Source organism: Arthrobacter sp. B1805, from assembly GCF_002929745.1.
In the GTDB taxonomy this organism is placed as follows: Bacteria; Actinomycetota; Actinomycetes; order Actinomycetales; family Micrococcaceae; genus Arthrobacter_D.
The window spans coordinates 90,721-116,136 of the sequence record NZ_PJIQ01000007.1 but is presented as its reverse complement, the minus strand read 5'-3'; the positions used below and the strand labels follow the sequence as shown (position 1 = coordinate 116,136).

Genomic DNA, 25,416 nt, shown 5'->3' with positions numbered 1-25,416 from the left:
GCGGTCCGGTTCTCCGGCCGCTTCGAGTGGATAGGCTTGCGAGTCAGTCAGCACCAAGCACGTGTACCGTCCGTACACCCGTCCTGGTCCACGAGGAACGCCTGACGGATCAGGACGGGTGTACGGACTTCATGGGGTCACTCGAAGTCGGTAGCGCCCGTGGCAGCAGAAGGTCTTACCCGGACAACCGGTGATCGTCGAAGAACCGGCGACCCGCGCTCTTCATTCGTGGGACGCACCGACGAGCTGCACGTCATTGCGAGTGCGCTGCAGGCCCCTGCATCTGCGGGTGTCCTCCTTGCTGGTCCGAGCGGTATCGGCAAGACAGCGCTGCTCCACCAGGCGCTCCAGGAGCATCGCCCGGATTTGCACGTCGTCCGCATCCGTGGCTTCGCCTCGAGGACGGGCACCGCCTACGACGCCCTCAACAGCCTGCTGTGCGACGTCGACGACAGGTGCCTCAGGAATCCGGCGACGATCGTGCGGGCCTTGTCGGAGCTGCTGGGCAACAGGGCAGCGGGCGGACCAGTGCTGCTCGCGGTGGACAACGTCGAACTGCTCGACCCGCCCTCTGCGGTGATCGTGGCCCAGCTGGTCGCCGAAGGCGTCGGCAAGGCCCTGCTGACGACGCGGCACTTCCACCTCGCCGATCCGGCGTTCATGGCACTCTGGCGCAGAGGAAGTCTCCTTCGCCGCGATATCGGACCCCTTGCGCTCGGGGAGACGAAGCTCCTCGCCGAAGTGGAACTGGAGGCGCCGGTGTCCGGCGACGTGGTGCGCAGGGTGTACCAGCTGAGCAGCGGGTACCCGGGCTTCGTTCGGGGCTGCCTGCGCGAACTCCGGCGGCAGGGGCTGGTGATCAGAAGCTCCAACTCCTGGATCCTCAGGGACGGGATTGCCGCACCGTGCCGGGAGGCGTCTGCCGCTGTGGCTGAGCAGATCGAGTCGCTCGGACCCGCGTGCAGGACGGCGTCGATCCTCGTGGCGCTGTCGGGCGGGATCCCCGTCCCGGTCCTCCTTCGGCTGACGGGCAGGACAGCCGTCGACTCCCTGCAGGGTGCCGGGTTGCTGACCGTCGGCAGGGACCGGGACAACACCGTCCGGTGTGCCTCGCCGATCATTGAAGCCGGCGTGACGACGTCCCTGCGTTCGGGAGAGGCGGAAACCGCCTACGAACTCGCCACATCTTCGACGGGAGGATGGGACACGGCGCAGCTCGCCCCCCACCACCACGCTGCGTGGCGGCAGAAAGCGGACCTTCCACTGGATGCCGCCCTCGTCGCTCGGGCTGCAGGGCTTCTCAACGACGACGGGAAGTACGCAGAGGCTCTCGAGCTCGCTGCCCCTGCCGACACCGGTGTCCCCCGGGACTGTGCCGTGCAGCTCGAGGTGGTGAGGTCCCTGCTCGGTCAGGGGGACTACGGCGGCGCCGCCCAGATCACGGCGCGACGGGAGCAGTTCCGCGGGGCGCCGCCGAACCAGGAGGTCCGCCTGCTCCTGATGGAGGCCGAGCTGAGTCAGCGCTCGGGGACGGGTGCGCGCCCGGACTCGCTGGCACGTGCCGAGGCGATCGCGTCGGACCTCCTGGACACCGATCCACGGACCGCCGGCACCCTGCACGACGAGGTGCTCGTCGCGCGCGCCGAGATGCTGGCCTTTCAGGGTCGCTACCGGGAGGCCGAGGACCTGCTCGGCGGACGGAAGAACGGTCCGGCAGTGCTGTGCGATGACACGCTGGTCCGCATCGACACCATCCTCTGCGAGGCCTGGTCGATGGGCGAGCAGCAGTCGGCAGCGGTCGAGCTCGCGCGCTCCATCGCGGTCTTCCTCCTCGACCACACCGTGACTGCGCGTACGAGGGAGTTCGCCTACGCCCAGATCTGGGAATCGTACTGCATCGCCGGGGACGTCCACGGCGCCCTCCATATCCGCGAGTTCGACCTTCGGCGGTCCGATGAGTCATGCTGCGCGCCGAGCTCCTACGAGGAGGTGGGCCGTGCGCTGACCCGCGCGGCCCAGGGTCACGACACGGAGGCCCTCCGCATCCTGGTTCCCACCTTCGACCAGCTTCGGCACAATGACCCTTGGGGTGTCCTGCCGGCGGCAGCGGCAGGAATTGCCTACTGCTACGCGAAACAACACGCCCTGCAGCCGATGATCGACTACGTACGCCAGAGCGAATCCGCTGCCGGTACGTCGTGGAAGGTCCGGCAGATCGCTCGGCACTTCCAGGTGCTGTCGTCATCCCATACTGACGCCCGCTCCGCTGGCGGGGAGGTGTTCACGAGGCTTGCGGTATTGGACCGGGAACGGCAGGAAGCGCACGTCCTGAGGTTGCTCGCCCTCTTCAGGGCGGCCCGGCTCGGCGACCGGGACGCCGTCGAGCCGCTCACTGCCCTGGCCGCTCGCCTGCAGGGACCGTTCGCACGGTTGGCGGGGTTGTTTGCGAAGGGGATCCTGAACAAGGACTACGAGCTCCTCATCGCCAGCATGGAATCCGCCCGAGCGATGGGTGACGACGACCTCGCGAAGGAAGCGGCTCGGCACGCACTGCACGCGGCGTTGGTGTCCGACGACAAGCGCGCGCTGCGGCACGTCCAGCGCCGGGTGCGGGAGGTGATGCCGGAATTCGAGGAGTGGGGGACTCTCGAATCCCGCCTGCTCGGCCTCACGCGGCGCGAGCGGGAGATAGCTGTTGCTGCAGCGTCCGGAGCAACGAACCGGGAGATCGCGTGCAGCATGTGCGTATCCGTACGCACGGTCGAGGGACATCTGTACCAGGTGTACCTGAAGCTGGACGTGGGCAGCCGGGCCGAGCTCGTGAACCTGATTCCAGCGGGAAGGACGCAGCCGTGACCAACCTGCTCACGCCGTGTCTCGTGGGTCGCGAGCCTTTGATGGCTGCGCTCGGTCACGTGCGGGAGCGGCAGGATCTCGGTGGTGCCATCGTCTTCGGCGGCATGGGCATGGGGAAGAGCTCGCTGGCAGCGGAGCTGCTGGAGCGCGGCGGTGCATTACCGAAGCCATTCCTGGTACGGGGGACCACTGGCTTGTCCACGCTGCCGTACGGGGCGCTGGCACCACTGCTCAGCGACGTGGACGAGGAAAGCCTGGGCACCCCCCTGGCGGTGCTCCGATCCGTCCTGGCGGCACTCCGGGCGCGGTCGGAGGGCCACCGGTGCGTCGTCGCCGTCGATGACGTCCATCTGCTGGACCGGGAATCCAACCATCTGCTCGCCCAGCTCGTCATGTCCGGCGCTATCCATCTTCTAGGGTTCGCCCGGAGTACCGCAGATGACCTGATGGACCTGGGCTCACTCGTCGACGACGCAGTCCTTACCCACTTCGAGCTGGGCCCGCTGACGCCTGACGACGTCGCCGCGACCTGCCGGCATCTCCTGGGAGGAGGCATCGTGCGAGGAGCGAGCGACTACTTCGCGGAGAAGTCGGGCGGCAATCCGCTCTTCCTGCGGTCGATCGTCCTCCACGCCGTCCGCAGCCGCTGTCTCGTCCTGAGCGACGGCATCTCCGTCCTCCTCAATGAACCGGATGGGGTCGACCCAGCCCTGGCTGATCTCGTGGCAGGCGACTTACGCAACCTGCCCGCCCTAGAACGCGACGCCCTCGACGCACTCTCACTGGCCGGAGCGGCGCCCTTTGTCCTGCTGTCGGCCATGGCCGGGGATTCGGCGGTGCGCCGTCTGCTCACGAGCGGCCTGGTTCGTACTGCGCCATGGGATGCGACACTTGCCGTGGTCGATCCGCCGCTGTACGCGACGGTCCTCTCTTCACTGGTCACGGTGGGCCGGCGTGCCGACCTCCGGTCCCGGCTTTTTCCGGTCGGAACGGAGTTCCCGCCGTTCGGGCGGGGAAGGATATCCCAGCTCGAATGGGCGCTGGACTGTGGCGAGTCGGTCGATGACCGCGTGCTGCTGGACGCCGCGCGGGTGGCCTGCACGGAATCGACGCCACAGGTGGCGCTGCGCCTTGCCGAAGCGGTGCGGTCCTCCGGTTATGCCATCGCCGCAGCGGTCGAGGCAACGCGGGCCAGGTCCCTGCTGCGGCGGGCGACCCCTGCGGCGGCGAGCGTGCGGTCGCTCATCCGAATGGCTCCGGACGGTGATTCCCTCGGAGCCGCCGCGGTCCTCTCCGCGCAGCTGGAGCTCGCAGCCACCGGACAGGCCCGTGGTCTCCTCGACATCGCCGAGGCATGGGAAGAAGGCCTCGGCAGGCTGCATCCGCACCGCTCGGACAACCAGGTGCAGGAGAACCTGCGCGACATCGTTCTCCTCCGCGCGCGTGCCCTGAACCTGTCGGGCTCGTTCGTCGAGTCCGAGCAGCACCTTCGGGATCTCCTCGGCGCGCCGCTGCCACCCCGGCAGGCAGTGATGGGACACGCACTCCTGGGCGAGGCGCTCGGAGCTACCGGACGATGTGTCGAAGGGCTCGACCACCTGGAGGAGGCGATGGAGCTGGTGCGGAAAGACCGCTTCGGCTTGGGGGCTATCCGCACTTCAGTGGTTGGTCGTCATATCTCACTCCTGATCCACAGCGGGGAATACGGCCGAGCACGGACGGCCATCAGCGCCTACTCTGCCGGAGACGGCAGGGACTTCTTCTTCAGGAGCGGCACGCTCGCGGTATGGCAGGGCCTCCTCGACGTGCGGATCGGAAGGTTCACAAGGGCTCACGACACGCTGCTCCACGCGGTCGCAGCGCTTCGCCAGTCCGACGAGGACGTCATGCTGCCGTACGCACTCGGTCTTCTTTGCTGGACAGCAGCTGCTCTCGGCCTGGTCGATCTCGGCCGACGCCTTCATCAGGAGTTTAAACTCCTCGCTCCCCGCGGTTCCGCCGCCCATCTGTTGGCCGCAACGGCATACGCGGCAGCGGCAAGGGTTCGCCTGGAGCCAGCCAACGAGAGCGATGCAGAACTCTCTGCCCTTGCCGATGAAGCCGCTAACGCCGGGTACGGCGGGTGCGAGAAGGACATCCTCCAGCTCCTGGTTCTGTTCGGGGAACGCCAGCACGCCCACCGGCTCGCGCAGGTGACCGAGCATTTCGAGGGTGGCGAGGCGATGCTGCTCCGTGAGTACGCGTACGCGCTGATCGAGAACGACGCCGGGGCGTTGGCGCAGGTCGGTGACCGAGCGGAGCAACGGGGCGACTACCTCCTGGCAGTAGGAGCATCGACGCATGCGGTGCGGCTGTTTGCCGCCCAAGGGGACCACAAGTCTCAACGGCACGCCTGTGGAGTGCTGCGGCGCCGGCAAGCCTTGGTCGAGAGTGCTGTCATGCCGTTCGGATCGGGCCTTGACCACCTCACTGACCGGGAGAGCAGAATCGCAGTGCTCGCCGCATCGGGAGGAACGAATCGCGACATCGCCGAGATGCTCACCGTCTCACCCAGAACAGTCGAGGGGCATCTCTACCGTATGTACCTGAAGCTCGGCATCACTGGGCGTGATGAACTGGCAGAAATTGTCGGATTGCAGGCCGATATGAGCAACAGCTAAAGCGCTTTCTGAGAGATCCCCACAGCCGGTTGAAAAAACAATAAAGCGGGCCGGAGCAAATGCTCCGGCCCGCTTTTATTGTTTGTGGACCTAGTGAAGCGGAAGCTTATGCCTCGGTCGAGCGGCGGCGTGCAACGAAGATGCTGCCCGCACCCAAGCCGAGTGCACCAATGCCCGCTGCGCCCCAGAGGAGCATTGCGGAATCGAGGCCCGTGTTGGCGAGCCCGCCCTTGACCGAGGACGTGGTGCCGGAAGTACCGGTTGTGCCACCCGTCGTCCCACCCGTCGTCCCGCCGGTCGTGCCACCCGTCGTGCCACCCGTCGTGCCACCCGTCGTGCCACCAGCTGTAGCGAACTTCGAATCGACGACGACGCGTGCCGTGATGGGCTCTGCAGGGGAGCCGTCAGCGGCGGCGGCGGTAAGTGTGTAGACGCCCTCCTCCTGCAGCTTCACGGAGTAGGAAAAGCTGCCCTGGGCATCGGCCGTGGTGGAGTCGGTCAACACGATCGCGTTGAGGACGATTATCCCACCGCGGGCGGCGGCTGCTCCGCCTGCGCCGAATCCAGCGGCTGCGGGCGCTCCATCGGTACGATCCACCGAGATGTTGACGGTCTCGCCCGGCGTGAAGTATCCGTTGGGGCCGGTGAAGACCACGGTCTCACCGGGAGCGACGGTTCCATCGCTGACGGCGCCGGATTCATCCGGCGTGTAAGCGGGGATGGAGACGGGGGCGGCCTGAGCCGCGCCTGCTCCGAGGAAGGTAAGGGTACCGGCGATTGCCAGGACGGAGGCGGTCTTGTTCATGGTGGCTCCCCAGAAGAAAGAATGAGACGAAGAAAAACAGGTGAAGTGATCGGGCTGACAATCCCCAAACGCCCCGGATCTACTCTTCGCACCCTATACCATCGATCCGAACTACTCTAATCGGTACGCTGGATTACCTGGTTCGAAGAATCTCCATTGCCAAACTAGCAGTGGCAATCAGGTACGAGAAGAGGATGAGCGCTCTCGGCACAGATGTAACGCATTGTTAACCTAGTCAAGGTCGGACTCACCCTGATCGTTGCATGGACCCGATGATTCGAGAGGCAGAAGAACTTCAGCGGGGTCCTGGACGGTGGGCGTGATGTCCAGCACCGGGTCGCCTTCCTGCACCACCTTCGTGAAGTCGACCTCGAGCGTTGCTGATTCCCCTGGTTCCAACCTGGTTGTCAGGACACCCACGGGTCGATTGCCATGGTTGAAGGAGCCGAGTGGAACTTCCTGTCCATCCAGCCGTGCTGTCTGCAGGAATGACTGCGCTGGGCCATAGGCGATCGTATTGGTCTGGACCCTCCCTGGCACCACACCGGCTCCACCGGCTCCTGTTACATACTCCGGAAGCGACATGGCGGCATCGGCTGGCGCCGTGTTTTCCAAAGTGACCTTCACCGTGTACTGCGAGTACCCGTCGTCAGAGCACTGCCTGAGCAGCTGTGCGGTCCTGCGCATGTAGTAGTCCATCTTCGCACCCGTGCCGTCGTTGAAGTAGGCACCGAAAGTTGCGCCGCCCACCATGGGCCCCGTCGCAGCACCTGCCAGATCTGTCTGGGCAAGCAGATCCTGTTCAGCGGATGACGCCGACCACACCGAGAGTCGGCCCTGATCGGCGCTGGTCACCAGCGACTCGATCAGTTGTTGGCTGTCGCCTTGCGAGCGCGCCAGGGCCTCGAACACTCTCCCGGCAACCGCAGCGAAATACTGGTCCTGCAGGGCAGGTTCCTCGATCTGCGCGTAGACGTCGGACAGTAGCGTGGGCACCACGTTGGTTGAGTCGAGCGCGGTCGGCAACTTGGTCCCAGCGAGCAGGGCGTCGACCTCAGGGTCACCGAATCCGTCGAGTTCCACCGGGCCGGTGGCCTGGAGCAGGTTGGCCAGCACCACAGGATCCAGGGCAATAACGCCGTCTATGCGTGAGCCTGGATGGCGGTCCTGCCACATCTGCTGGGCAGTGGAGGCGGCAGTGGGGAAATCGGGAGTGAGGTTGACGTTCTGCATATAGGCGCCCAGCCGGGCGCTGTAAATCTGCTCCTGTTCCGCGTCGACCTCGAGTGGGGGTGTGAATCTGCCCAGCTCGGTCGCGCTGCCCTGATCGGTCAGGGAAATCCGTCCGTCGTCGACGGTGATCACGGCCAGCGCTCCGGCGATACCGCCTGTAGCGCGAACCTCGGCGCTGTTTTGCACCAGGACAAGATAGTTCCGGGGGCCCTCGGCCCCCAGCATGGCGGGAATCAGCTGACTCGCGCGAGCCGCGTCACTAATGGGTCCGCGGGCCTCTTCGAGGGATTCGAGAGCGTTTTCGAGCGGTGCGGCAATCTGCGGGAGGAGTGTGGTGCGGTCGATTCCTTCGAGGCGACCGTAGGACAACTCGACAGTGTTTGCCGCCGCCGACAGGGTTGGTGACATGTCCGACAGGGGAGCGGTGTCGATTCGTCCTTCGACAGGCGTCAGCGAGTTCCAGTCCAGCGCCGCGAATTTGTCCACCATGGGAGCCACCGCTCGGCTCATGACGTCGTCGGCGGTTACCGTGACCTCGCCTACGGCGCTGAAGTTCTGCCCGACAAAGGGGACCAGGCCGGCGGCTTTCCACAGGGGATCGGTGCCAGCAGAACGAGCTGCAGCAGTGTGGTCCTGCAAGTCAGAAGTGATCTCTGTAGCGCGCTCAGCGTCGCGTTCGACGAGAGCTGCCCGCAGTTGAGGCAACAGAACAATGCTGCTTTCGAGATGGCTGCGTACCTCTGTAGCGCGGTACGCAAGCCACCCACCTACTGCCACGAGCAGCAGCACCACGAGGGAACTCATCGCAGGCAGCACACGGACCCGCTTGGCGCGGTTGCCTCCTGCGGCGTTCGATCTTGCGCCAACAGTCGGCGCGGTGCTCGAACGCCTTCGACGCGGGTTCGTCGGAAGTTCGTCAGTCATCAAGAAGGTCCTTCATGCAGCGGGTCGGGAAAATCAGAACGCACCGTGACGGGTGACGACGGCCTTGAAGGTGCGGAGCAAAATGGTCATGTCGCCGAGGAACGACCAGTTTTCGACGTAGTAGAGATCGAGCCGAACGGTCTCGTCCCATGAAAGCAGCGACCTGCCGCTGACCTGCCACAGCCCTGTCATGCCGGGACGGACCAGAAGTCGTCGATGGGCGCGGATGTCGTAGCGCTCTACCTCTGCAGCCAGCGGCGGCCGAGGGCCCACCAGGGACATCGAGCCGCCCAGCACGTTGAACAGCTGGGGAAGCTCATCGAGACTGAACCTCCGCAATATGCTGCCCACTCTGGTCACTCGCGGATCGCTTCTCAGCTTGAACAGTACGTCGTTCCCTTCGTGGTTCTCGCGGAGCTGCTCCAGCTGCGATTCTGCGTCCACCACCATGGACCGGAATTTGTACATGTCGAATCGCTGACCGGCTGTGCCGACGCGTTCCTGGCGAAAGAGGACGGGACCAGGCGAATCGGACCGCACAAGCAGGGCGATCAGTGCCAGCACCGGCGACAGTGTGACAATCAAGAGCCCTGCCCCAAGGATGTCGGTGGTCCGCTTGACGAAGCGCTGACCCTTCTCGAGGTTTGGTGTAGAAACGTGAATCAGAGGCAGGCCGGCCACAGGCTGCGTATGAATTCTCGGTCCTGCAACATCGGTCAGCGCAGGTGCCATGATGAGTCGGATGTTGAGGTCTGCCAGGGCCCAGCCCAGGGCGCGGATGGTCTCCGGCGCAAGTTGCATGCTGCTCGACAATGCCACCGCGTCAGGATCGAAGGCAGCAATGTCAGCGATAATGCTGTCCGCTTCAACTGCCCTGCCGACAATCGGCAGGTCGAAGCTCTCCGCAGCACTGGAGTCGGATTCGACACCGGGAAGGTACGCTCCGACGGGCAGGTAACCCGCCATTGGCTGTGCGCGAAGCGAACCCGCTAGATGCCGCACTCCACTGGTGCTTCCTATAACCAGCACACGGAGCGAACTTTTACCGCGGGTGCGTTCGATGTGCAGGAGGCGCCGAACGATGACTCGGGACAACAACAGCATGATTAGACCAGCCGGCAGTGCCACTCCTACGTAACCTCGCGCAGTGTCGAGTTGTAGCGCGTAGCTGACTATGGCGACAATTCCGAAAAGGATGAGCGAAGCGCTGAAGACCCGCTTGTACTCCTCGGTGCCGTGTCCCAGCACGATGGGTTCGCGACTGCCTCGAAGCGACAGCATCGCCCACCATCCTGCAGCCAGCGCGAGCGATAGGACCACATAGGGCTGTTCACCTGCAGCGACGCGCTCTGTCTGCGGTACCCCAAACCGTACGATCAACGCTCCGACTGTCGCCCACAAAACTACTGCCGCATCGACGATTGCGAGCCGTCGTCCGTAGCGCTGCGCCCAGCCGCCACCTTTGACTATCTCGGACACCAGTTCCCCATACCCTGTAGCACGGCGCGATCAGCGCCCTGGTATCTACTCACTTGTCCTGAGACTGTAATCCAAAAACTCGCGCGTCAAAGTCCGAATTGTTACTTGGAACGGGACGCTTCGCTGCGGCCGGTACTTTACGCGTCTCAGGCTCACTCACCGAAGCGTAGGAGTAGTAACTGTAGGCGTAAGCGTCAGGGCCTTTACTCGGCAGGAGGTTGATGACAACCCCGAGCAGGTCAGCCCCTACCATTTCCAAGTTGCCCAGCGATTTCTGCAGGTCGGGAAGCTTCACCTTCGAGGATCCAACGACGAGCACGACTCCTCCGACCTGCTGAGCGAGAACTGCGGCGTCGGTCACCGGCAGCAGCGGCGGTGCATCGATGATTACGGCATCGAACTTGCGTTCAAGCCGCGTGATCAATTCCTTCATTGCCTCGGAGCCCAGCAGCTCGCTCGGGTTCGGAGGAATCTGACCAGCGGTGAGGACGTACAACTCATCGGTCCCCCACGGTTGTAGGAGGTCCTCAAGATCAGCCCGCCCAATCAGGGCAGTGGTGAGCCCGGCGTTTCGCTCAAGGCCAAGATACTCATCCACGCGGGGCCGCCGAAGATCGGCATCGACCAGCACAACTGACTGGCCGCCTTGCGCGATGGCGATAGCAAGGTTCGTTGCGGTGGTGGTCTTACCTTCCCCGGGCAGCGACGACGTTACCAGGACCGATTTCGACTTGTGGCTCACGTGAGCGAACTGCAGGTTAGTCCGTATCTGGCGAAAGGATTCGGCCCGCGGACTCTGCGGCGGCGCTTGTGTGAGCAGGGGCTTCTTCTGCGCATCAGCGTCGAAGGAGATACCCCCTAGCAGTGCTGCATCGCTGATTCTCCGGAGGTCGGATTCACCTCGGACGCGGGTGTCAAGTATCGCCCGAAGCACAGCCGCCCCAACGCCTAGCGCCAGCCCTACAAGAAGGCCGAGGGCAAGATTGAGACGAGTATTCGGCGCAGATGGCTGCGACGGTGCCGTCGCTGGCGTGATTACCGTGAGGTTGACCGGCGAGTCGCTCTCGTCTGAAGTGCTCTCGAGATCACTGACCGATTGCACGAGGCTGTCGGCGGTAGCCTGCGCGATCGCTGCAGCCTGAACAGGGGAAGAGTCTTCCGCTGCGATGGTGATGATCACCGTGTTCAGGTCGGCAGAAGCGGAAACACTGTTCGCCAGCTGCCCGGCCGTGACGTCCAGACCGAGCGACTCGATCACAGGCTGCAGTACTACTGGTTCGGTCACCGTCTCCACGTACGACTGTACGCGCGCCTGGGTGAACGTGTTGCCCTGCTGCAGGTCTTGTACACTTCCCGAACTTTGTATTGCTACGAACAGCTTGGTCTGCGCCGTGTACGTGGGCCTGACAGCAAATGATGCAACCGCACCGAGGAGCAACCCGACGAGGGCGCACGCCGTGATGAGCAGCCAGCTACGCCGCAGAATCCGTAGGTAATCACTGAGCTCCAAAGGAGACCTCTCTAGATGCTTTTCGTTGAGCCGCGGCTGCTTCGGGGCCACCACAGGGAAGTGCGACAGACGGTGTCGACCGCCTACCGCGAGAACTCGAGCCTAACCGCGCAAGGACGAGGCGTGGGTACGATACCAGTCGACGGTGTCTCGAACGCCGTCTTCCAGGCTTATAGTCGCGGTCCACCCGGCATCGGTCAGCTTGGACACATCAAGGAGCTTCTGCGGAGTACCATCCGGTTTGCTGGTGTCCCATTCGATGTTGCCTTCATAGCCCACCGCCGTGGCCACTATATCCGCGAGCTCCCGTATAGTGACGTCCGTTCCCGTACCGACATTGACCTGCTCGGGCCCGTCGTAGTGCTCCAGCAGGTGGAGACAGGCAGCAGCCATATCGTCGACGTGGAGAAGCTCCCGCCTGGGTGAACCTGTGCCCCAGTTGGTGACCGACTCGCTACCGCTCCGTGCCGCTTCGTCGTACCGGCGGATGAGCGCGGGCAGCACGTGCGAGCCCTCCGGTGAGAAGTTGTCGCCTGGTCCGTACAGGTTGGTGGGCATCGCCGAGATCCAGGGCAGACCGTGTTGGCGGCGGACTGCTTGAACGTGCATAATCCCAGCAATTTTCGCGATGGCATAGGCATCATTGGTAGGTTCCAGGTGTCCGGTGAGCAGCGAATCCTCCCGAATGGGCTGCGGCGCAAACTTCGGATAGATACAGGAAGATCCGAGGAACAGGAGTCGCTCTACGTCGTGTTCAAGAGCGGCATCCATCACGTTCACCTGGATCTGCAGGTTCTCGGTGAGAAAATCAACAGGATAGGTTTCGTTCGCCATGATGCCACCGACTTTGGCAGCGGCCAGGACCACGTAGCGCGGATTCACCTCGGCGAAATGGGCGAAGACGGCCGCACGGTCCTTCAGGTCGAGCTCTGCAGAGCTGCGGCCCTGCAAATTGGAGAAGCCCTCGGACTCCAGGGAGCGCCAGATGGCGGAGCCAACCAGCCCTCGATGTCCCGCAATATAGAACGCTGCGTCGCGGTCGAGAGCGCCGGGTGTGAAGCTCGTCATATCATGCCTTCCAGCAGTCGAGGTCGACTGTATCGATCCAACTGCGTCCGGCGTGTTTGAGTGCTTCGATATCGGCATCGACCATCAACCGGGCGAGATCAGGCGTGTGAACAGTTGCCTTCCATCCAAGTTTGTCCTGCGCCTTCGAGGCATCGCCCACGAGGGCATCTACCTCGGTAGGACGCAGGTAGCGCTCGTCAAATTTCACGTGATCTTCCCAGTGCAGGCCCGCGTGCTCGAAGGCGATGCGCAGAAAGTCCCTAACCGTGTAGTTGCCTCCGGTGGCCAGAACGAAGTCGTCAGGCTCGTCAGCCTGCAGCATGCGCCACATGCCCTCGACGTATTCGGCTGCGTAGCCCCAGTCTCGGACGGCATCGAGGTTGCCCATGTAGACGTGCTCCTGCTGGCCGGCCTTGATGGCTGCCACCGCACGGGTGATCTTGCGCGTCACGAAGGTTTCACCGCGACGAGGTGACTCGTGGTTGAAAAGGATTCCGTTCACCGCGTACATCCCGTAGGCCTCGCGGTAGTTCTTCGTGATCCAGTAGCTGTAAACCTTGGCGGCACCATACGGCGAGCGCGGGTAGAAAGGCGTTTCCTCGTTCTGCGGTGGCGGTGTGGCGCCAAACATCTCGGATGACGACGCCTGGTAGAACTTCGTCTCGATCCCGGCTTGGCGCACTGCCTCCAAGAGACGGACTGTTCCCATACCAGTGGTATCCGCGGTGTGCTCCGGTTCGTCAAAGGAAACCCTGACGTGCGACTGAGCGGCAAGGTTATACACCTCATCGGGGCGGATGTCCGCCAGGAGGGTCACCAGCCGCGAACCATCACTGAGGTCGCCATAGTGGAGGAAGAGCTTAGCCTTGGGATCGTGAGGATCCACGTATAGGTGGTCCACTCGAGATGTGTTGAAAGTAGAGGCGCGGCGGATGAGGCCGTGAACTTCGTATCCTTTTGCCAGAAGTAGTTCGGCCAAGTAGGAGCCGTCTTGGCCGGTAATACCGGTGATTAGAGCGCGCTTAGGCATTGTTGTCCCCGTGGTGTCTCTGCCGATTGAGCGGTTCGTCACCGCTGGCAAGGTGCGTTAGATACTGATCATACTTTGCCACCGCGTGTACCTCCGACAACTCGGTTCGCATGAAGCGGAGTCCGTTCGCTGCCAGGCGCTGCCCAGTCTCCGGGTCGGAAGCTAGGGTCTCAGCTCCACGCACTAGATCCTCTGGGACTCCGGCGTCGACGCGTATGCCGGCCTGGGCCGCGGCTAACTCTTCGGCCGTAACGCTCCCTGGATCCGTCGCAGCTAGTACCGGCACCCCTGAACTAAAGTAGGACGTCAATTTACTTGGCACAGACATTTCCTTCACCCCTGGTAGTTCGTTTACCAGCAATACGTCTGCCGAGGAGAGTGCGTCTTGGAAGCGAGCGCCAGGTAGTGGGTCCAGGAATTCGATAGTCGAAACTCCTCGAGCGAGCGTCTCAAGCCGGCTCCTCTGGTTACCGTCGCCGAGCAGAATGAAACGGACGGGGCTGCCCGAGCGTTCCGCCACTCTCGCTGCTTGAACCACATTATCGAGGCCTTGCTTGGCACCCATATTGCCAGCGTGGAGAACGATCACCGCATCTCGGCTCCATCCAAAAGATGCCCGCATCGTGTGTCGATCGTTCACCGAGTGTGGTCCTAAATGGGTCCAATTCCGAATCACCTGAACTTTTTCGACGTCCACCTTGAGCTGCGATACCAGATGCACTCGGAATCGGTCGTGAATCACCACTACTCCATCAGCCGAGCGAAGGATAACGGATTCCATGTATCGCATGACCCGGGCCCCTATCTCGCCAGAGGCACCGGTCTCCTTCATGCCCAGGCTGTAGAGATCTTGCACCCACACGACCACTTTTGCTCTACGTCGAGTTAGCCGGGCCCGACCTAAACCGATCGCTGAGGAAATCAAGGCGGGGCTGACGAAGACGATCACATCTGACTCGGTCCAGTGCGCAAGAGCCATTCGGAGACCGAAAGAAATTTCCATCCCGAGCCGTGCAAGTAATCGCGGGCGCCGCGGTATGTAGTGATTTAGGCGTCGAACGGGCACGCCGGAAATGGTTTCGGACATGCTGCTACCGCTATACCCGCCGAACCGCATCCAGAGCGGATAATGGGGATACCCGGTCATGACAGAGGTGCGGATCCCACGTTCTTGCAGTCCCGTTGCTAGACCGGTGGTGTAGGGTGCGTTGCCCGTCTGCTCAGGGAAGTAGTTGAGTCCAGCGATCATCACGTTGGTGGTTTTTTGCGTCACAGGTGTAACACTAGGCGAGGCTAGACGCAGATCAGCTTCACACCATTGGAGGTCTCGATGATCGAACACGGCGGAGACGCACTCACGCAACGTACGTCCAGAGTGATCAATCTCGCGGCCGCACCTGGCGAACGTTCAGCTTGGGGCAAGCCCGCTTACATCGTGTACCTGTGGGCCGTGGTGGAGTTACTCATTCTCCACAACCCCTGGCAGATCAGTTCTCGTCTACGAGTCGCAGCGCTTCGAGCGTTCGGAGCAAGGGTCGGGGATCAGGTACTAATCAGGCCTAGGACACGTGTCAAGTGCCCGTGGAAGCTTTCAGTCGGGCACCGAAGCTGGTTGGGCGAGGGTGTCTGGATCCATAATCAAGATCTGGTCACTATTGGCGCTGACGTAGCCATATCACAGGAAGCTTTCATCACCACGGGGAGCCACGCTCTAGCGGCAGACATGGCTCTAATCACGAAGCCGGTAGTCGTTGAGGACGGCGCTTGGCTGTCGACGCGATCGATGGTGCTGGGCGGGTCAATCATTGGCCGCTCCGCGGTGATCGCGCCGAATACGGTCATCCCCCCCAACTCCCGAATCGAAGCCGAAGACGTGATCGGTTTGGACGTGCCGAGGGCCACAAGAAAGCGGTTTGGCCGATGATAGCTCGATCACGTGAGGGTCAGGAGAGGCAGACCTCGACGGACGAAAAGAGCACAGTTGTCTTTTCGTTAGCTGTATTGCCGAAATATCGCGCCGAATGTATCCGTATAATACGGGGTCATTTCGGTGACCGACTAACGATTCTGATAAGCTCCGCTCATCTCGATTCTTCCGTCAGGACAGGGCTTCCTTCCGGTTGGTTCACGGAAATCCGAATGTTGAGGCTGGGAGGCAAAGCCTTCGTGCAACTCGGATCGTTGCGACCGTCGATCGCAGCGGGGTTAGCAGTTTTGGATTTGAATCCCCGAAGCCTGAGCGCGGTCGCGGTCCTAGTGGCACGGCGAGCGCTCCGGCGGCCAACCCTGGTCTGGGGACACATCCATCCGCAGGCTGGCTCCGCATCCAAAAGCGCCGTTTTGAGGAGATCCTTGCGACGATTGGCTGAAGGAACGATCTCCTACACATATGAGGATCAAAGGAAAGCGCAAAGGGACCTTCCCGGGCAGCCGGTGTATGTTGCCCCTAATTCCCTTTATCTGGCTAGAGAGATTGAGCCCGGCGAATCAAGGGATCAGGATCGAGATGTCGCAATATACGTGGGACGTCTCGAGCCGAAGAAAAAGCCGCACCTGATAATTGAGGCTTTACCTATTGCCCGCAAATCACATCCTGACATGCGGGTAGCAATTGTCGGAGCTGGAAGTATGGAGCATGAGCTCCGGAGACTAGCGGTTATTGAGGGGGTAGAGGAATTCGTCGAATTTTTGGGCTGGCTCGACGAACCATCGGATCTTCGGCGTATCTACTCTGAAGCATTTTGTTCGCTGTCCCCCGGATTCGCTGGTCTTGGTCTCACACAGAGTCTAGGGTTCGGTGTGCCCATGGCCGTAGCGAAGGATGAGCCTCATTCGCCAGAGATAGAACTTGCTCAGACGGGAGGAGTGATCTGGTTCGAGTCCGACTCCGCCTCGTCGTTGGCCGCTGCTCTTGTTGAAGCATGGGATGAACGGGCTCTCGTCCCGCTCAGAGATATCAGCTCTGACGTTCGAGAACGTTACTCCGCGGAAGCGATGAGTTCGGGCCTGATCGCGGCAGTGGAGGAAACGCTCTCAGCGCAGCAGAAGTCCCGAAGATCCGCGATTCCGCTGCCGTTGGCTCGGATCGTGCGATTCGCTCTACGCCGATTAGCAGTACGCGGGCCAGTTACGGTTGGGTCGCGATTTCGAGTTGGCCTTGGCGCGAGAGTGGGGTCTACTCACCAGCTTTCCATAGGTCATGACGTAGCCGTGGGGCCTGGGTCAATCATCCAAGTCAATGGGTCGATCGGGAACTATGTAATGATTGGAATGAACGTACAGATCGTCGGTAGGAACGATCACGCCCTGGATGAGCCGGGCACACCGATGTTGTACTCCACCTGGATTGGCGATCGTGAACTCAGGGGTCGCGACGTCGTCGAGATCGCCGACGACGTCTGGATTGGTGCGGCGAGTGTTGTTCTAAGCGGCGTACGTATAGGCGAAGGGGCCGTCATTGCTGCTGGGTCTGTCGTCACTCGAGATGTTGCTCCCTACTCAGTCGTTGCCGGCAATCCCGCCCGGGAGGTCAGCCAGCGATTCCCTGAAGAAATCAATCGCCGAGTGCACTCGAAGTATCTTCGCGCTGTGAGAGATAAGGTGTAATGCAGGCGCTGGTTCCGTTCAGCAAGGCAAGGCACGATGCGAGCCGTACTCGAGGCACCATAGGTCCGGAAACTAGTAGGGCACATACTCGTGGCTAAGGGTCTGGTTGGTCGCCAATTCGCTTGGGCGTCGAGTGGGCGTATAGCTGCAGCGATGATTCAAGCCGCTACCTATTTACTGATCGCCCGTGACGCCGGCCCTGCCTTGTTCTCGATCATCGCGGCGACTGCGGGCGCAGTCCTTGTAGCGCAAGCTGTGTCCGATTTGGGAGTTTCTACGTATCTCATCCGGGAAAGAGCGCGTGAGTACAAAAGCGTTCACCTAACAGCTGCACTACGGGTGAACTCCTACACCAGCTGGGCGCTGACTTTTCTAGCTCTTGCGGTTTTCCTTGCAACTGGGTGGATCTATGATAGTACCTATTTCTCTCTCATCCCCATCTGTTTGTGGGTGGGTGGAGATCGTCTCATTGAAACAAGGCTAGGATTAGAGTTAGCCGACGGCCGAGCTCATGTAGTTGCAGTGAGTCTCCTGCTCAGGCGCTCAGTCGCCTTAGCTGTGTACATAATCCTCATCTCTATCGGTGAGTCTGTTTTACTGTCGTTCGCCGTCTCCTTTTCCGCCGGAACCCTCGTTGGGCTGGGGCACTTGCTGAGATCGGGTGCTGGCGCGGGACTGGTTGCCAGGGAGCCTATCTCGGGAGCTGTTCTTGCTAGTGTGCTCAGACGTTGCAGGCCTTTCTGGTTCAATACCGCTGCTTCGCAACTGCGCAACTTAGACACATTGATTGTCACTGGAATCGGCGGCAATGCCGTCGGTGGTCTCTATGGTGTAGTCGCGCGATCCATCGGTCCTTTCCGAATCCTCGCTACATCTCTCGCGGCTGTTCTTCTTCCTGCCGCTGTGAGAACTGGCCGCGCAGGCGTGGAAACCATCCGGCGCCCAGTATCACTTCTCTTGGGTAGCTTGGTGTTGTTGTATGGAATCGCGGTGCTGTTGATGCCGCCTGTAGTTCTTGCGCTCCTGGGAGAGCAATATGTCCCTGCAATTGTTCCCCTGCAGATAGTCGTTGCCGGTCTCATTTTCGCGGCCACCGCATCGGTGCTGACCTCGTTACTGCAGGCGGGAAATAGAGAATGGATTGTTGGCTACATCGCCGCTTCCGCTTCAGTCCTCTCGTTAGGCCTCTGTGCCATTGGGGTCTACTATCATGGAATTGTAGGGGCGGCAATAGGTGTGTCCCTGGGCTTTGTTCTGCAATGCGCGATGCTGCTAGCAGCCTTTTTCTTCGGAGAGAAAGATTTTCATCAATGACAGCAAGCAATAAGGGTTCAGTGCGGTATCTTTTCGCAAGTATTTCGGCTCAGCCAGATAATCTTGGTGATGTCGAGATACGTCGTCTGGCATTGAAACTGCTAACAAGCAAGCATCCCAAGCAGATTCTGTATGTAGGCGCTATGCCGCAAGGTTATCTCGGGCTGTTTGAGCGCCAGAAGGACCGGAAGTTTGTTTCGAGCAAGTGCTCATACCTAGCCCAACTACTAAGGCGGATAGCCCGACGTCGTGCGGATCTCCTATTTGCGCCGGGGCCAGTCCTACTAGAGCTAAGTGCTAGAACTGTCGCTAAGAGCCTAGTCATGTGTACCCTCGCGCTCGCAGTTCGACTGGGTGGAGGGGAAGTCGTGGCTCTTGGACGGTCTCTGCGAGGGGATTCAAAGATCGCGGCCACTCTCGAGAGATTATTATGCAGTATTTCAACCACTTATACGTTGCGCGACGAAATTTCCGCAAGATTCCTGACCAAACCGGTTTCTGTCCTGCCAGATTTGGCTTTGGCCTCGACCCCTATCTTGGATGAGGGATCACGGAATTCCATACTTCTGTCTTTTCGCTACGATCGCTCGCCCGATTTGAGGCTATTGACCGGGATAGTTCAACGCTTTAGAGGCGAGGGTAAAACAATCATCTTTGCTTCTCAGGTTCGACGCGATGACGATCAGCATGAGAAGCTCGCCTCCTACTTCGCATGCGAGTCCCTGCTTTGGGGAAGTAGAAATTACGCCGAGCAATACCTCAACCTCTTGAGTGCTTATGCGGGTGCAGACGTTGTCTTTACCGACCGCCTGCATGTCGCGATACTATCCGCAGCGAGGGGTGCGCTTCCTTATGAACTGAGCAGCGTGCATACGGACAAGATTCAAAGCACTGCCGGTATTTGGTTCGACGTTCCTGTGATACGAAACCTAGAAGATGTGGAAAGTATAGGAACAAGCGGTGATCGCGCGAAGTCGCGACTCAAGCAGTTCGATGCACTGACTGAAGCGAGCAGGTTGCTCGCTAAGGCGTCGGAGTCCTATGGGGCGCCGATTAGTACATAGACTGTTGATCACGGGGCATTCGCGTTGTTGAGTCCAACTAGGCTGCCCCTCAGGGAGATTCGCGTTGCTTTGATGCTACCTCTCGTGCACTTAGGGTGTGCCGATTCCTTTGTAGGTCCAGCCTGCCGAACGCCAGACTTCTGGGTTCAAGACGTTCCGCCCGTCGAGAATGCTCTTCGTACGAACGAGCGCACCTGCCCTCGCCGGGGTGAGGTCTCGGTACTCCTGCCATTCGGTTAGGACGAGAAGAGCGTCAGCTTCTCTCATCGCCCGCTGCAGATCCTGCTCGTACGTCAGCTCTGGAAAGCGTTTGCGTGCACCCTCGATGGCCTCGGGGTCGGTCACCGTGACGTCGGCGCCCTGCAGTTGTAGTTGCGCCGCGATGCTCAGCGCGGGAGAGTCTCGAACGTCGTCACTGTTGGGCTTGAAAGCCGCGCCTAGCACGGTGATGCGCTTCCCGAGCAGCGAACCGCCCACCAGGGTGCGGGTCAACTCGACGGTGCGGCTACGGCGTCGGACGTTGATGTCGTCCACCTCCCGCAGGAAGGTCAGCGCCTGGTCCGCCCCAAGCTCGCCAGCTCGGGCCATGAACGCTCGAATGTCCTTCGGGAGGCAACCGCCACCGAACCCGATACCGGCATTGAGGAACTTCCGGCCGATGCGCTCGTCCATGCCGATGGCATCTGCGAGAACCGTGACGTCGGCGCCGGTTACCTCACAAACCTCTGCCATCGCGTTGATGAAGGAGATTTTCGTCGCAAGGAAGGAGTTGGCTGCGGCCTTCACTAGTTCTGCCGTTGCGTAATCCGCAACTAAGCGCCGCGTGCCGAGCGACAGCGGGGTGCTGTACACCTCGTCGAGGGCGGCGGTAGCACGGGCCCCGTGGTCTCCGGCCGGTACTCCGTAGACGAAGCGGTCCGGCGACAGCGTGTCCTTGACGGCGAAACCCTCGCGCAGGAACTCGGGGTTCCATGCCAGCACGACGTCGGGGTGGTGTTCGGCGAGGTCGTCCGCGAGCCGAGCAGCAGTGCCGACGGGTACCGTGGATTTGCCGACCACTACGTTGCCTGGCTCGAGCGAGTCCAGAAGCGATGTGAAGGCACTATCGACGTAACGCATATCCGCTGCGTACTCGCCCTTACGCTGCGGAGTGCCGACGCATAGGAAGTGGACCTCAGCACCCTTGGCGTCGGCCATGCTGGAGCTGAACTTCAGACGACCTGTAGCGAGTACCTCTTCAAGCAGTTCGGGCAGGCCCGGCTCGAAGAACGGCGCGCGGCCGGCCTGCAGTTCGCCGATTTTCCGTGGGTCGACATCGATACCGACTACGTCATGGCCCAACTTCGCCATGCACGCTGCGTGTACTGCCCCCAGGTAGCCGCAACCGATCACGGATATACGCATGTGTTTGTCCTCAAGTAATGATCCCCAGTCACGCCGAGTCTAGTCCGGGAGACCGCCTAACGCGGGCTGCCGGGCTCGAGCCGGCGTAAACACCACATGAAATTATCGTCCTGCGGCATGACGTCGCCGTTCGGGCAGGAGCATCACCCAGCCCAGCGTGCACCCCGCCAGCGCGCCGAGCGTATTGGCCAGCACGTCGTACGGCGACGCAACCCGCTGCGGGAGCAGCAGGAGCTGTGCCACTTCAATCGATGCCGAGAGCCCCATCCCGGCCAGAGGCCCAGCCCACCGCCAGCCGCGCGGAGCAAGGATGAACCAGAAGACGCCGAAGGGAACGAACATCACGACGTTCGCCAGGAACTCGACGGCACCGTACGTCACTACCGCGGGAAGACCTTGAGAGTGAAGGTCGCGCAGCAGCCCGCGCAGCCATCCTCCGCCAGCGCGATCGACCGGCGTCGGCCAGAAGACAACGAGCGCAACGGCCAGTAACCAGGCAGCACACAGCGCGGCGGACACAGCCTTGTATCTGGGGGAGGGACGCGGCGCAGAGCTCAGGAGAATCCTTCGGGAAGGGCCGACGGCAGGCGGCGAGTTTCGTCCATTATGGCTGGGGGACAGCCAACAGCGCGCAGTCCTGTAGGATTGAACGCGATGCCTAGGCGAGGGAGCGGGCCGGATTGCACGAATTCCGGCCGTACTCCGTGATCGACGGTGGCTAGCGACGCACTTGGTTTCTAGACGACTGCCCCACTCGCGTGTTCCCTCCGCCCCGGCAACGTCCCAGTGCTCACGCAAAGTGCGACGAGCCGCAACGTCCAGGAGAAACCATGTCTGAGCAGAAGCTCGCAGCACACGTCCGCACCGAGTTCGGCAAGGGCTCGGCCCGCCAGGCCCGCCGCGCGAACATGATCCCCGCCGTCGTGTACGGCCACGGCGCCGAAGCCATCCACATCCTGCTGCCCGCGAAGGCCACCACCCTCGCTGTGCGCACCCCCAACGCCCTGCTCACGCTGGACATCGAGGGCGAGGACCACCTCGCCCTCGTCAAGGACATCCAGCGCAACCCCCTCAAGCAGATCGTCGAGCACCTCGACCTCCTGACCGTCCGCCGGGGCGAAAGGGTCGAGGTCGACGTCGCCGTCCACGTCGAAGGCGAAGCTGCCCCTGATGTCGCTGTCAACCTCGAGGCCAACACTGTCCTCGTCGAGGCAGACGCGACCAACCTGCCCGAAACCGTAACCGTCAGCATCGCCGGACGCAGGGCGGGCCAGCACGTCTTCGCCTCGGACATCGTGCTGCCCTCGGGCGTCACCCTTCTCCTCGATCCCGAGACCCTGGTCGTCAACCTCTCCGGAGAGACCGAGCAGGACCTCGGCGAGACGCCTGAGTCCGACGCCGCCACCGAGGGCACCTCCGAGGGCGCCACGGCGTCCCACGCGGATGCCGACGCCGTCGTTACCGACGCCGACGAGAAGTAGGCAGGATCTGCACGGTGTCCACTGACACCTGGCTCGTAGCCGGGCTCGGAAATCCCGGGCCCGGCTACGCCGGCAATCGGCACAACGTAGGGCAGATGGTCCTCGACCTGCTCGCGGGCCGGCTGGGCGGCCGCTTCACGTCCTCGAAGGCGCAGGCGCTCACGCTCGAGGGACGCCTCGGCATCGGGGGGCCGCGGCTCGTCCTCGCCAAGCCCCTCACCTACATGAACCTCACGGGTGGCCCGGTGTCCGCGCTGGCCCGCTTCCACGACATCGCGCCCGACCATGTGATCGCGGTGCACGACGAGATTGACATCCCCTTCAACACCCTGAAGCTTAAGTACGGCGGGGGAGAGGGCGGGCACAACGGCCTGCGCGACATCAGCAAGGCCCTCGGCACCAAGGACTACTACCGTGTGCGCGTTGGTGTCGGGCGCCCGCCTGGGCGCCAGGACGCCGCCGACTTCGTCCTCAAGGATTTCAGCACCGTGGAGAAAAAGGAACTGCCGTTCCTGCTCGACGACGCCGCCGACGCCGTCGAGATGCTGATCACCAAGGGCCTCGTCGACGCGCAGCAGAAGTTCCACGCGCCCGCCTAGTGGCGACTCCCGTCGGCGTCAGCTGGTGCCGTCATAACCGGTGGTTGTATTCCCAGTCCACGAGGGTTTTCACAGCCGGCACCAGCTCGCGCACCATCTGCTGATACACGGCATCTGGGCGGCGGTAGGGGTCGACGACGTCGTCGTGGCTTGGATCGGACGGGTGGATGGTGCGAGCCCGAACCACTTTGGGCATGATCGAGCGCCAGCGCATCGGGCCGGTCAATGAAGGGTCACCCTCGAGGTCGTTGAGAAGACGCGCGAACTCGCGGAGCGTGAACGTCCTGCGTAGCAATGAGGGTGCCATCTCGATGACGCGGCTCCTGTGGTCGCGCGTCAGGGTAAGGACGAGGTCCTTGCCGTCCAGAAGCCGCTCCTCCAGCTGCCGGGCGCGGAAGCCTTCGGAATCCGCGTCGAAGACGCGAACGAAGCCGGCAACCTGAGGGTCTATGGGATTGCCGACAAGGGCGCCCGTGCCTGCACTGGACACCTCGAACTCGCCAGGCGCAATCCTGGTGAGCGCGCTCTGCAGGAGGCGCTCAGCCATCGGTGATCGGCAGATGTTGCCAGTGCACACGGCGAGAATGCGAAACGGAGTATCCGCTGTCATGGCTCAATTCCTCAGTGATTCCACCGGACGCGCGCAGTGGCCGGCAGCAGTGTACGGGACGGTGTAATGAGCCTACCCGTCACTCCCGCGGGCGCAGACCTGTTCGAGCCGTGGTCGGCGTCGTCCTGCGTTCCACCTCACGGCACCAGCACGCGATGGGAAGCATTCAGAGGGTGGCGCTGGGCGGCGTCGGCGATATGCGGAAAGCGGGCCGGTGGGGAAAGGGCATCTCCTGGTCCACCTCAGCCCCCGGGGACTCAGGGTGGGAAGAGTGGACGGAGCCGGCGGCGGCTGGGGACGGCCTCGGTCTCAGGAAGGCCAAGCGCCGCCGACTCCATTTGTGGGCACTGCCCACACATCAAACCTACGGGCGGGGATGCCGCGCGTCCCGAGTAGCGCCTACCCGTCGTTGCGTCGACGCTACTCCAATATCCGCATTCTGTACTTCCTTCCAGGGGCAATGTGCTCGACCTCCAACTGGACCTACGTGTCTTCCGTCACAGAGGTTACCCCCGAGATTTAGCGGGTGTGACATGGGCGTAGGAGCTCCTGCGGGGGAGTGGCTCCCGGCTCTCCGAGGCTCTCCGGAGAGCCTTCCGGTCCTTGGTGGGAGATTCTGATGATCAATCGTAATCGTTTACTCGCTGCAGGTTCCGCCGTCGCTCTTGTCTCCAGTGGAGTCTTCTTCACTGCGGCACCAGCATCAGCGGAACCCGGTCCTTCGGGCACGATCACCGACACCGGTGATCGTGGCAATCCGAACCCTGGTGGCGCTCCGCCGGGTGCTCCGGTCGAGCCTCCGGCCAATGGTGGCGGTGGTAACGGTGGCGGCGGCAACGGTGGCGGCGGCAACGGCGGCGGCGGCAACGGCGGCGGTGGTGGTGCTCCGGTCGAGCCTCCGGCCAATGGTGGCGGTGGTAACGGTGGCGGCGGCAATGGTGGCGGTGGTGCTCCGGTCGAGCCTCCGGCCAATGGTGGCGGTGGTAACGGTGGCGGCGGCAATGGTGGCGGTGGTGCTCCGGTCGAGCCTCCGGCCAATGGTGGCGGTGGTAACGGTGGCGGCGGCAATGGTGGCGGTGGTGCTCCGGTCGAGCCTCCGGCCAATGGTGGCGGTGGTAACGGTGGCGGCGGCAATGGTGGCGGTGGTGCTCCGGTCGAGCCTCCGGCCAATGGTGGCGGCGGTAACGGCGGCGGCGGCAACGGCGGCGGTGGTGGTGCTCCGGGTGAAGTTCCTCCAGGCAACGGCGGCGGCAACGGCGGCGGCAACGGCGGCGGCAACGGCGGCGGCAACGAGAAAGTCTTCATCTGCCACGCTACGGGCTCGGCCACAAATCCTTTCGTTCTGATCGAGGTCAGCGTCAACGGACTCAATGGTCACGAGGATCATGCTGAGGATCTGGTGGACCCTGCGTCTGACACGTGCCCGGCCGGCCCGGGCAATGGCAACCCGGGCAATGGCAACCCGGGCAATGGCAACCCGGGCAATGGCAACCCGGGCAATGGCAACCCGGGCAATGGCAACCCGGGCAATGGCAACGAGAAGGTCGTGATCTGTCACGCGACGGGCTCGGCGACGAACCCGTACGTGCGGATCGAAGTGAACAAGAACGGTCTGAACGGTCATGGCGATCACGCAGGTGACATCGTGAATCCTCCGAACGGGGTCTGCCCGACCGGTCCAGGCAACCCGGGCAACGGCAACGAGAAGGTCGTGATCTGTCACGCGACGGGCTCGGCGACGAACCCGTACGTGCGGATCGAAGTGAACAAGAA

At 62.3% G+C, this 25,416-nt stretch carries 17 protein-coding genes and 1 pseudogene; 8 read left to right on the top strand and 10 right to left on the bottom strand.

Translation table 11 applies throughout. The features are described 5' to 3' along the window. Positions 1-228: 228 nt before the first annotated feature. A complete protein-coding gene (locus CXQ96_RS09740; protein ID WP_146070850.1) occupies positions 229-2,856 on the top strand; it encodes a LuxR C-terminal-related transcriptional regulator in 2,628 nt (875 codons plus the stop codon). Continuing rightward, positions 2,853-5,516, top strand: a complete 2,664-nt coding sequence (locus CXQ96_RS09735) for a LuxR family transcriptional regulator (RefSeq protein ID WP_104117840.1) — start codon at positions 2,853-2,855, stop codon at positions 5,514-5,516. Before CXQ96_RS09740 ends, CXQ96_RS09735 begins: the two co-directional genes overlap by 4 nt. 106 nt (positions 5,517-5,622) lie before the next feature. On the opposite strand, the gene CXQ96_RS18415 is transcribed toward CXQ96_RS09735, so the two are convergent. From CXQ96_RS18415 to CXQ96_RS09700, 7 genes are all read right to left on the bottom strand, one after another. Beyond that, positions 5,623-6,321 carry a peptidase gene (locus CXQ96_RS18415; RefSeq protein ID WP_181036420.1) on the bottom strand — a complete coding sequence of 233 codons (699 nt, stop codon included), beginning with the start codon at positions 6,319-6,321 and terminating at the stop codon, positions 5,623-5,625. Between the two features lie 231 nt (positions 6,322-6,552). Continuing rightward, positions 6,553-8,478 carry a DUF4012 domain-containing protein gene (locus tag CXQ96_RS18850; RefSeq protein WP_258059010.1) on the bottom strand — a complete coding sequence of 642 codons (1,926 nt, stop codon included), beginning with the start codon at positions 8,476-8,478 and terminating at the stop codon, positions 6,553-6,555. Between the two features lie 33 nt (positions 8,479-8,511). Beyond that, the gene (locus CXQ96_RS09720; RefSeq protein ID WP_308662728.1) at positions 8,512-9,957 is read right to left on the bottom strand and encodes a sugar transferase; all 1,446 of its coding nucleotides are present in this window, start codon (positions 9,955-9,957) and stop codon (positions 8,512-8,514) included. Between the two features lie 49 nt (positions 9,958-10,006). Continuing rightward, positions 10,007-11,467, bottom strand: coding sequence for a polysaccharide biosynthesis tyrosine autokinase (locus CXQ96_RS09715; RefSeq protein ID WP_104117838.1), 1,461 nt, complete (start codon positions 11,465-11,467; stop codon positions 10,007-10,009). 102 nt (positions 11,468-11,569) lie between these two features. Further along, positions 11,570-12,535, bottom strand: coding sequence for a GDP-L-fucose synthase (locus CXQ96_RS09710; RefSeq protein WP_104117837.1), 966 nt, complete (start codon positions 12,533-12,535; stop codon positions 11,570-11,572). A 1-nt stretch (position 12,536) separates the two neighbouring features. After that, complete coding sequence (gene gmd / locus CXQ96_RS09705) at positions 12,537-13,565, bottom strand: GDP-mannose 4,6-dehydratase (protein WP_104117836.1); 1,029 nt, start codon at positions 13,563-13,565, stop codon at positions 12,537-12,539. Next, positions 13,558-14,838 (bottom strand): glycosyltransferase family 4 protein, encoded by a 1,281-nt coding sequence (locus CXQ96_RS09700; RefSeq protein ID WP_258059009.1) that lies wholly within the window; start codon positions 14,836-14,838, stop codon positions 13,558-13,560. The genes gmd and CXQ96_RS09700 overlap by 8 nt, the downstream gene beginning before the upstream one ends. Positions 14,839-15,926: 1,088 nt before the next feature. Here CXQ96_RS09700 and CXQ96_RS09690 point away from each other — a divergent pair. The 3 genes from CXQ96_RS09690 to CXQ96_RS09685 all read left to right on the top strand — a co-directional run bounded on the left by CXQ96_RS09690 (position 15,927) and on the right by CXQ96_RS09685 (position 19,549). Beyond that, positions 15,927-17,171: a glycosyltransferase gene (locus CXQ96_RS09690; protein ID WP_181036419.1), complete on the top strand. Its 1,245-nt coding sequence runs from the start codon at positions 15,927-15,929 to the stop codon at positions 17,169-17,171. A 153-nt stretch (positions 17,172-17,324) separates the two neighbouring features. Continuing rightward, complete coding sequence (locus CXQ96_RS18050) at positions 17,325-18,485, top strand: lipopolysaccharide biosynthesis protein (RefSeq protein ID WP_146070849.1); 1,161 nt, start codon at positions 17,325-17,327, stop codon at positions 18,483-18,485. Continuing rightward, positions 18,431-19,549, top strand: coding sequence for a polysaccharide pyruvyl transferase family protein (locus tag CXQ96_RS09685; RefSeq protein ID WP_146070848.1), 1,119 nt, complete (start codon positions 18,431-18,433; stop codon positions 19,547-19,549). Before CXQ96_RS18050 ends, CXQ96_RS09685 begins: the two co-directional genes overlap by 55 nt. Before the next feature lie 90 nt (positions 19,550-19,639). On the opposite strand, the gene CXQ96_RS09680 is transcribed toward CXQ96_RS09685, so the two are convergent. Then, positions 19,640-20,953, bottom strand: coding sequence for a UDP-glucose/GDP-mannose dehydrogenase family protein (locus CXQ96_RS09680; RefSeq protein WP_104117832.1), 1,314 nt, complete (start codon positions 20,951-20,953; stop codon positions 19,640-19,642). Between the two features lie 102 nt (positions 20,954-21,055). After that, on the bottom strand, positions 21,056-21,334 hold the full coding sequence (locus CXQ96_RS18410; protein WP_368783604.1) for a VanZ family protein: 279 nt from the start codon (positions 21,332-21,334) through the stop codon (positions 21,056-21,058). A 449-nt stretch (positions 21,335-21,783) separates the two neighbouring features. Here CXQ96_RS18410 and CXQ96_RS09670 point away from each other — a divergent pair, with 449 nt between their 5' ends. Next, entirely contained in the window at positions 21,784-22,434 is a 651-nt protein-coding gene (locus tag CXQ96_RS09670; RefSeq protein ID WP_104117831.1) for a 50S ribosomal protein L25/general stress protein Ctc, read from the top strand. Positions 22,435-22,448: 14 nt separating this feature from the next. After that, complete coding sequence (gene pth, locus CXQ96_RS09665; protein WP_104117830.1) at positions 22,449-23,033, top strand: aminoacyl-tRNA hydrolase; 585 nt, start codon at positions 22,449-22,451, stop codon at positions 23,031-23,033. A gap of 31 nt (positions 23,034-23,064) precedes the next feature. Here the strand turns inward: pth and CXQ96_RS09660 are convergent, their stop codons facing one another. Next, on the bottom strand, positions 23,065-23,643 hold the full coding sequence (locus tag CXQ96_RS09660; RefSeq protein ID WP_104117829.1) for a low molecular weight phosphatase family protein: 579 nt from the start codon (positions 23,641-23,643) through the stop codon (positions 23,065-23,067). Between the two features lie 619 nt (positions 23,644-24,262). Between CXQ96_RS09660 and CXQ96_RS18625 the strand changes: the two are divergent. After that, a pseudogene (locus CXQ96_RS18625) lies at positions 24,263-25,416 on the top strand (hypothetical protein); the annotation flags it as partial.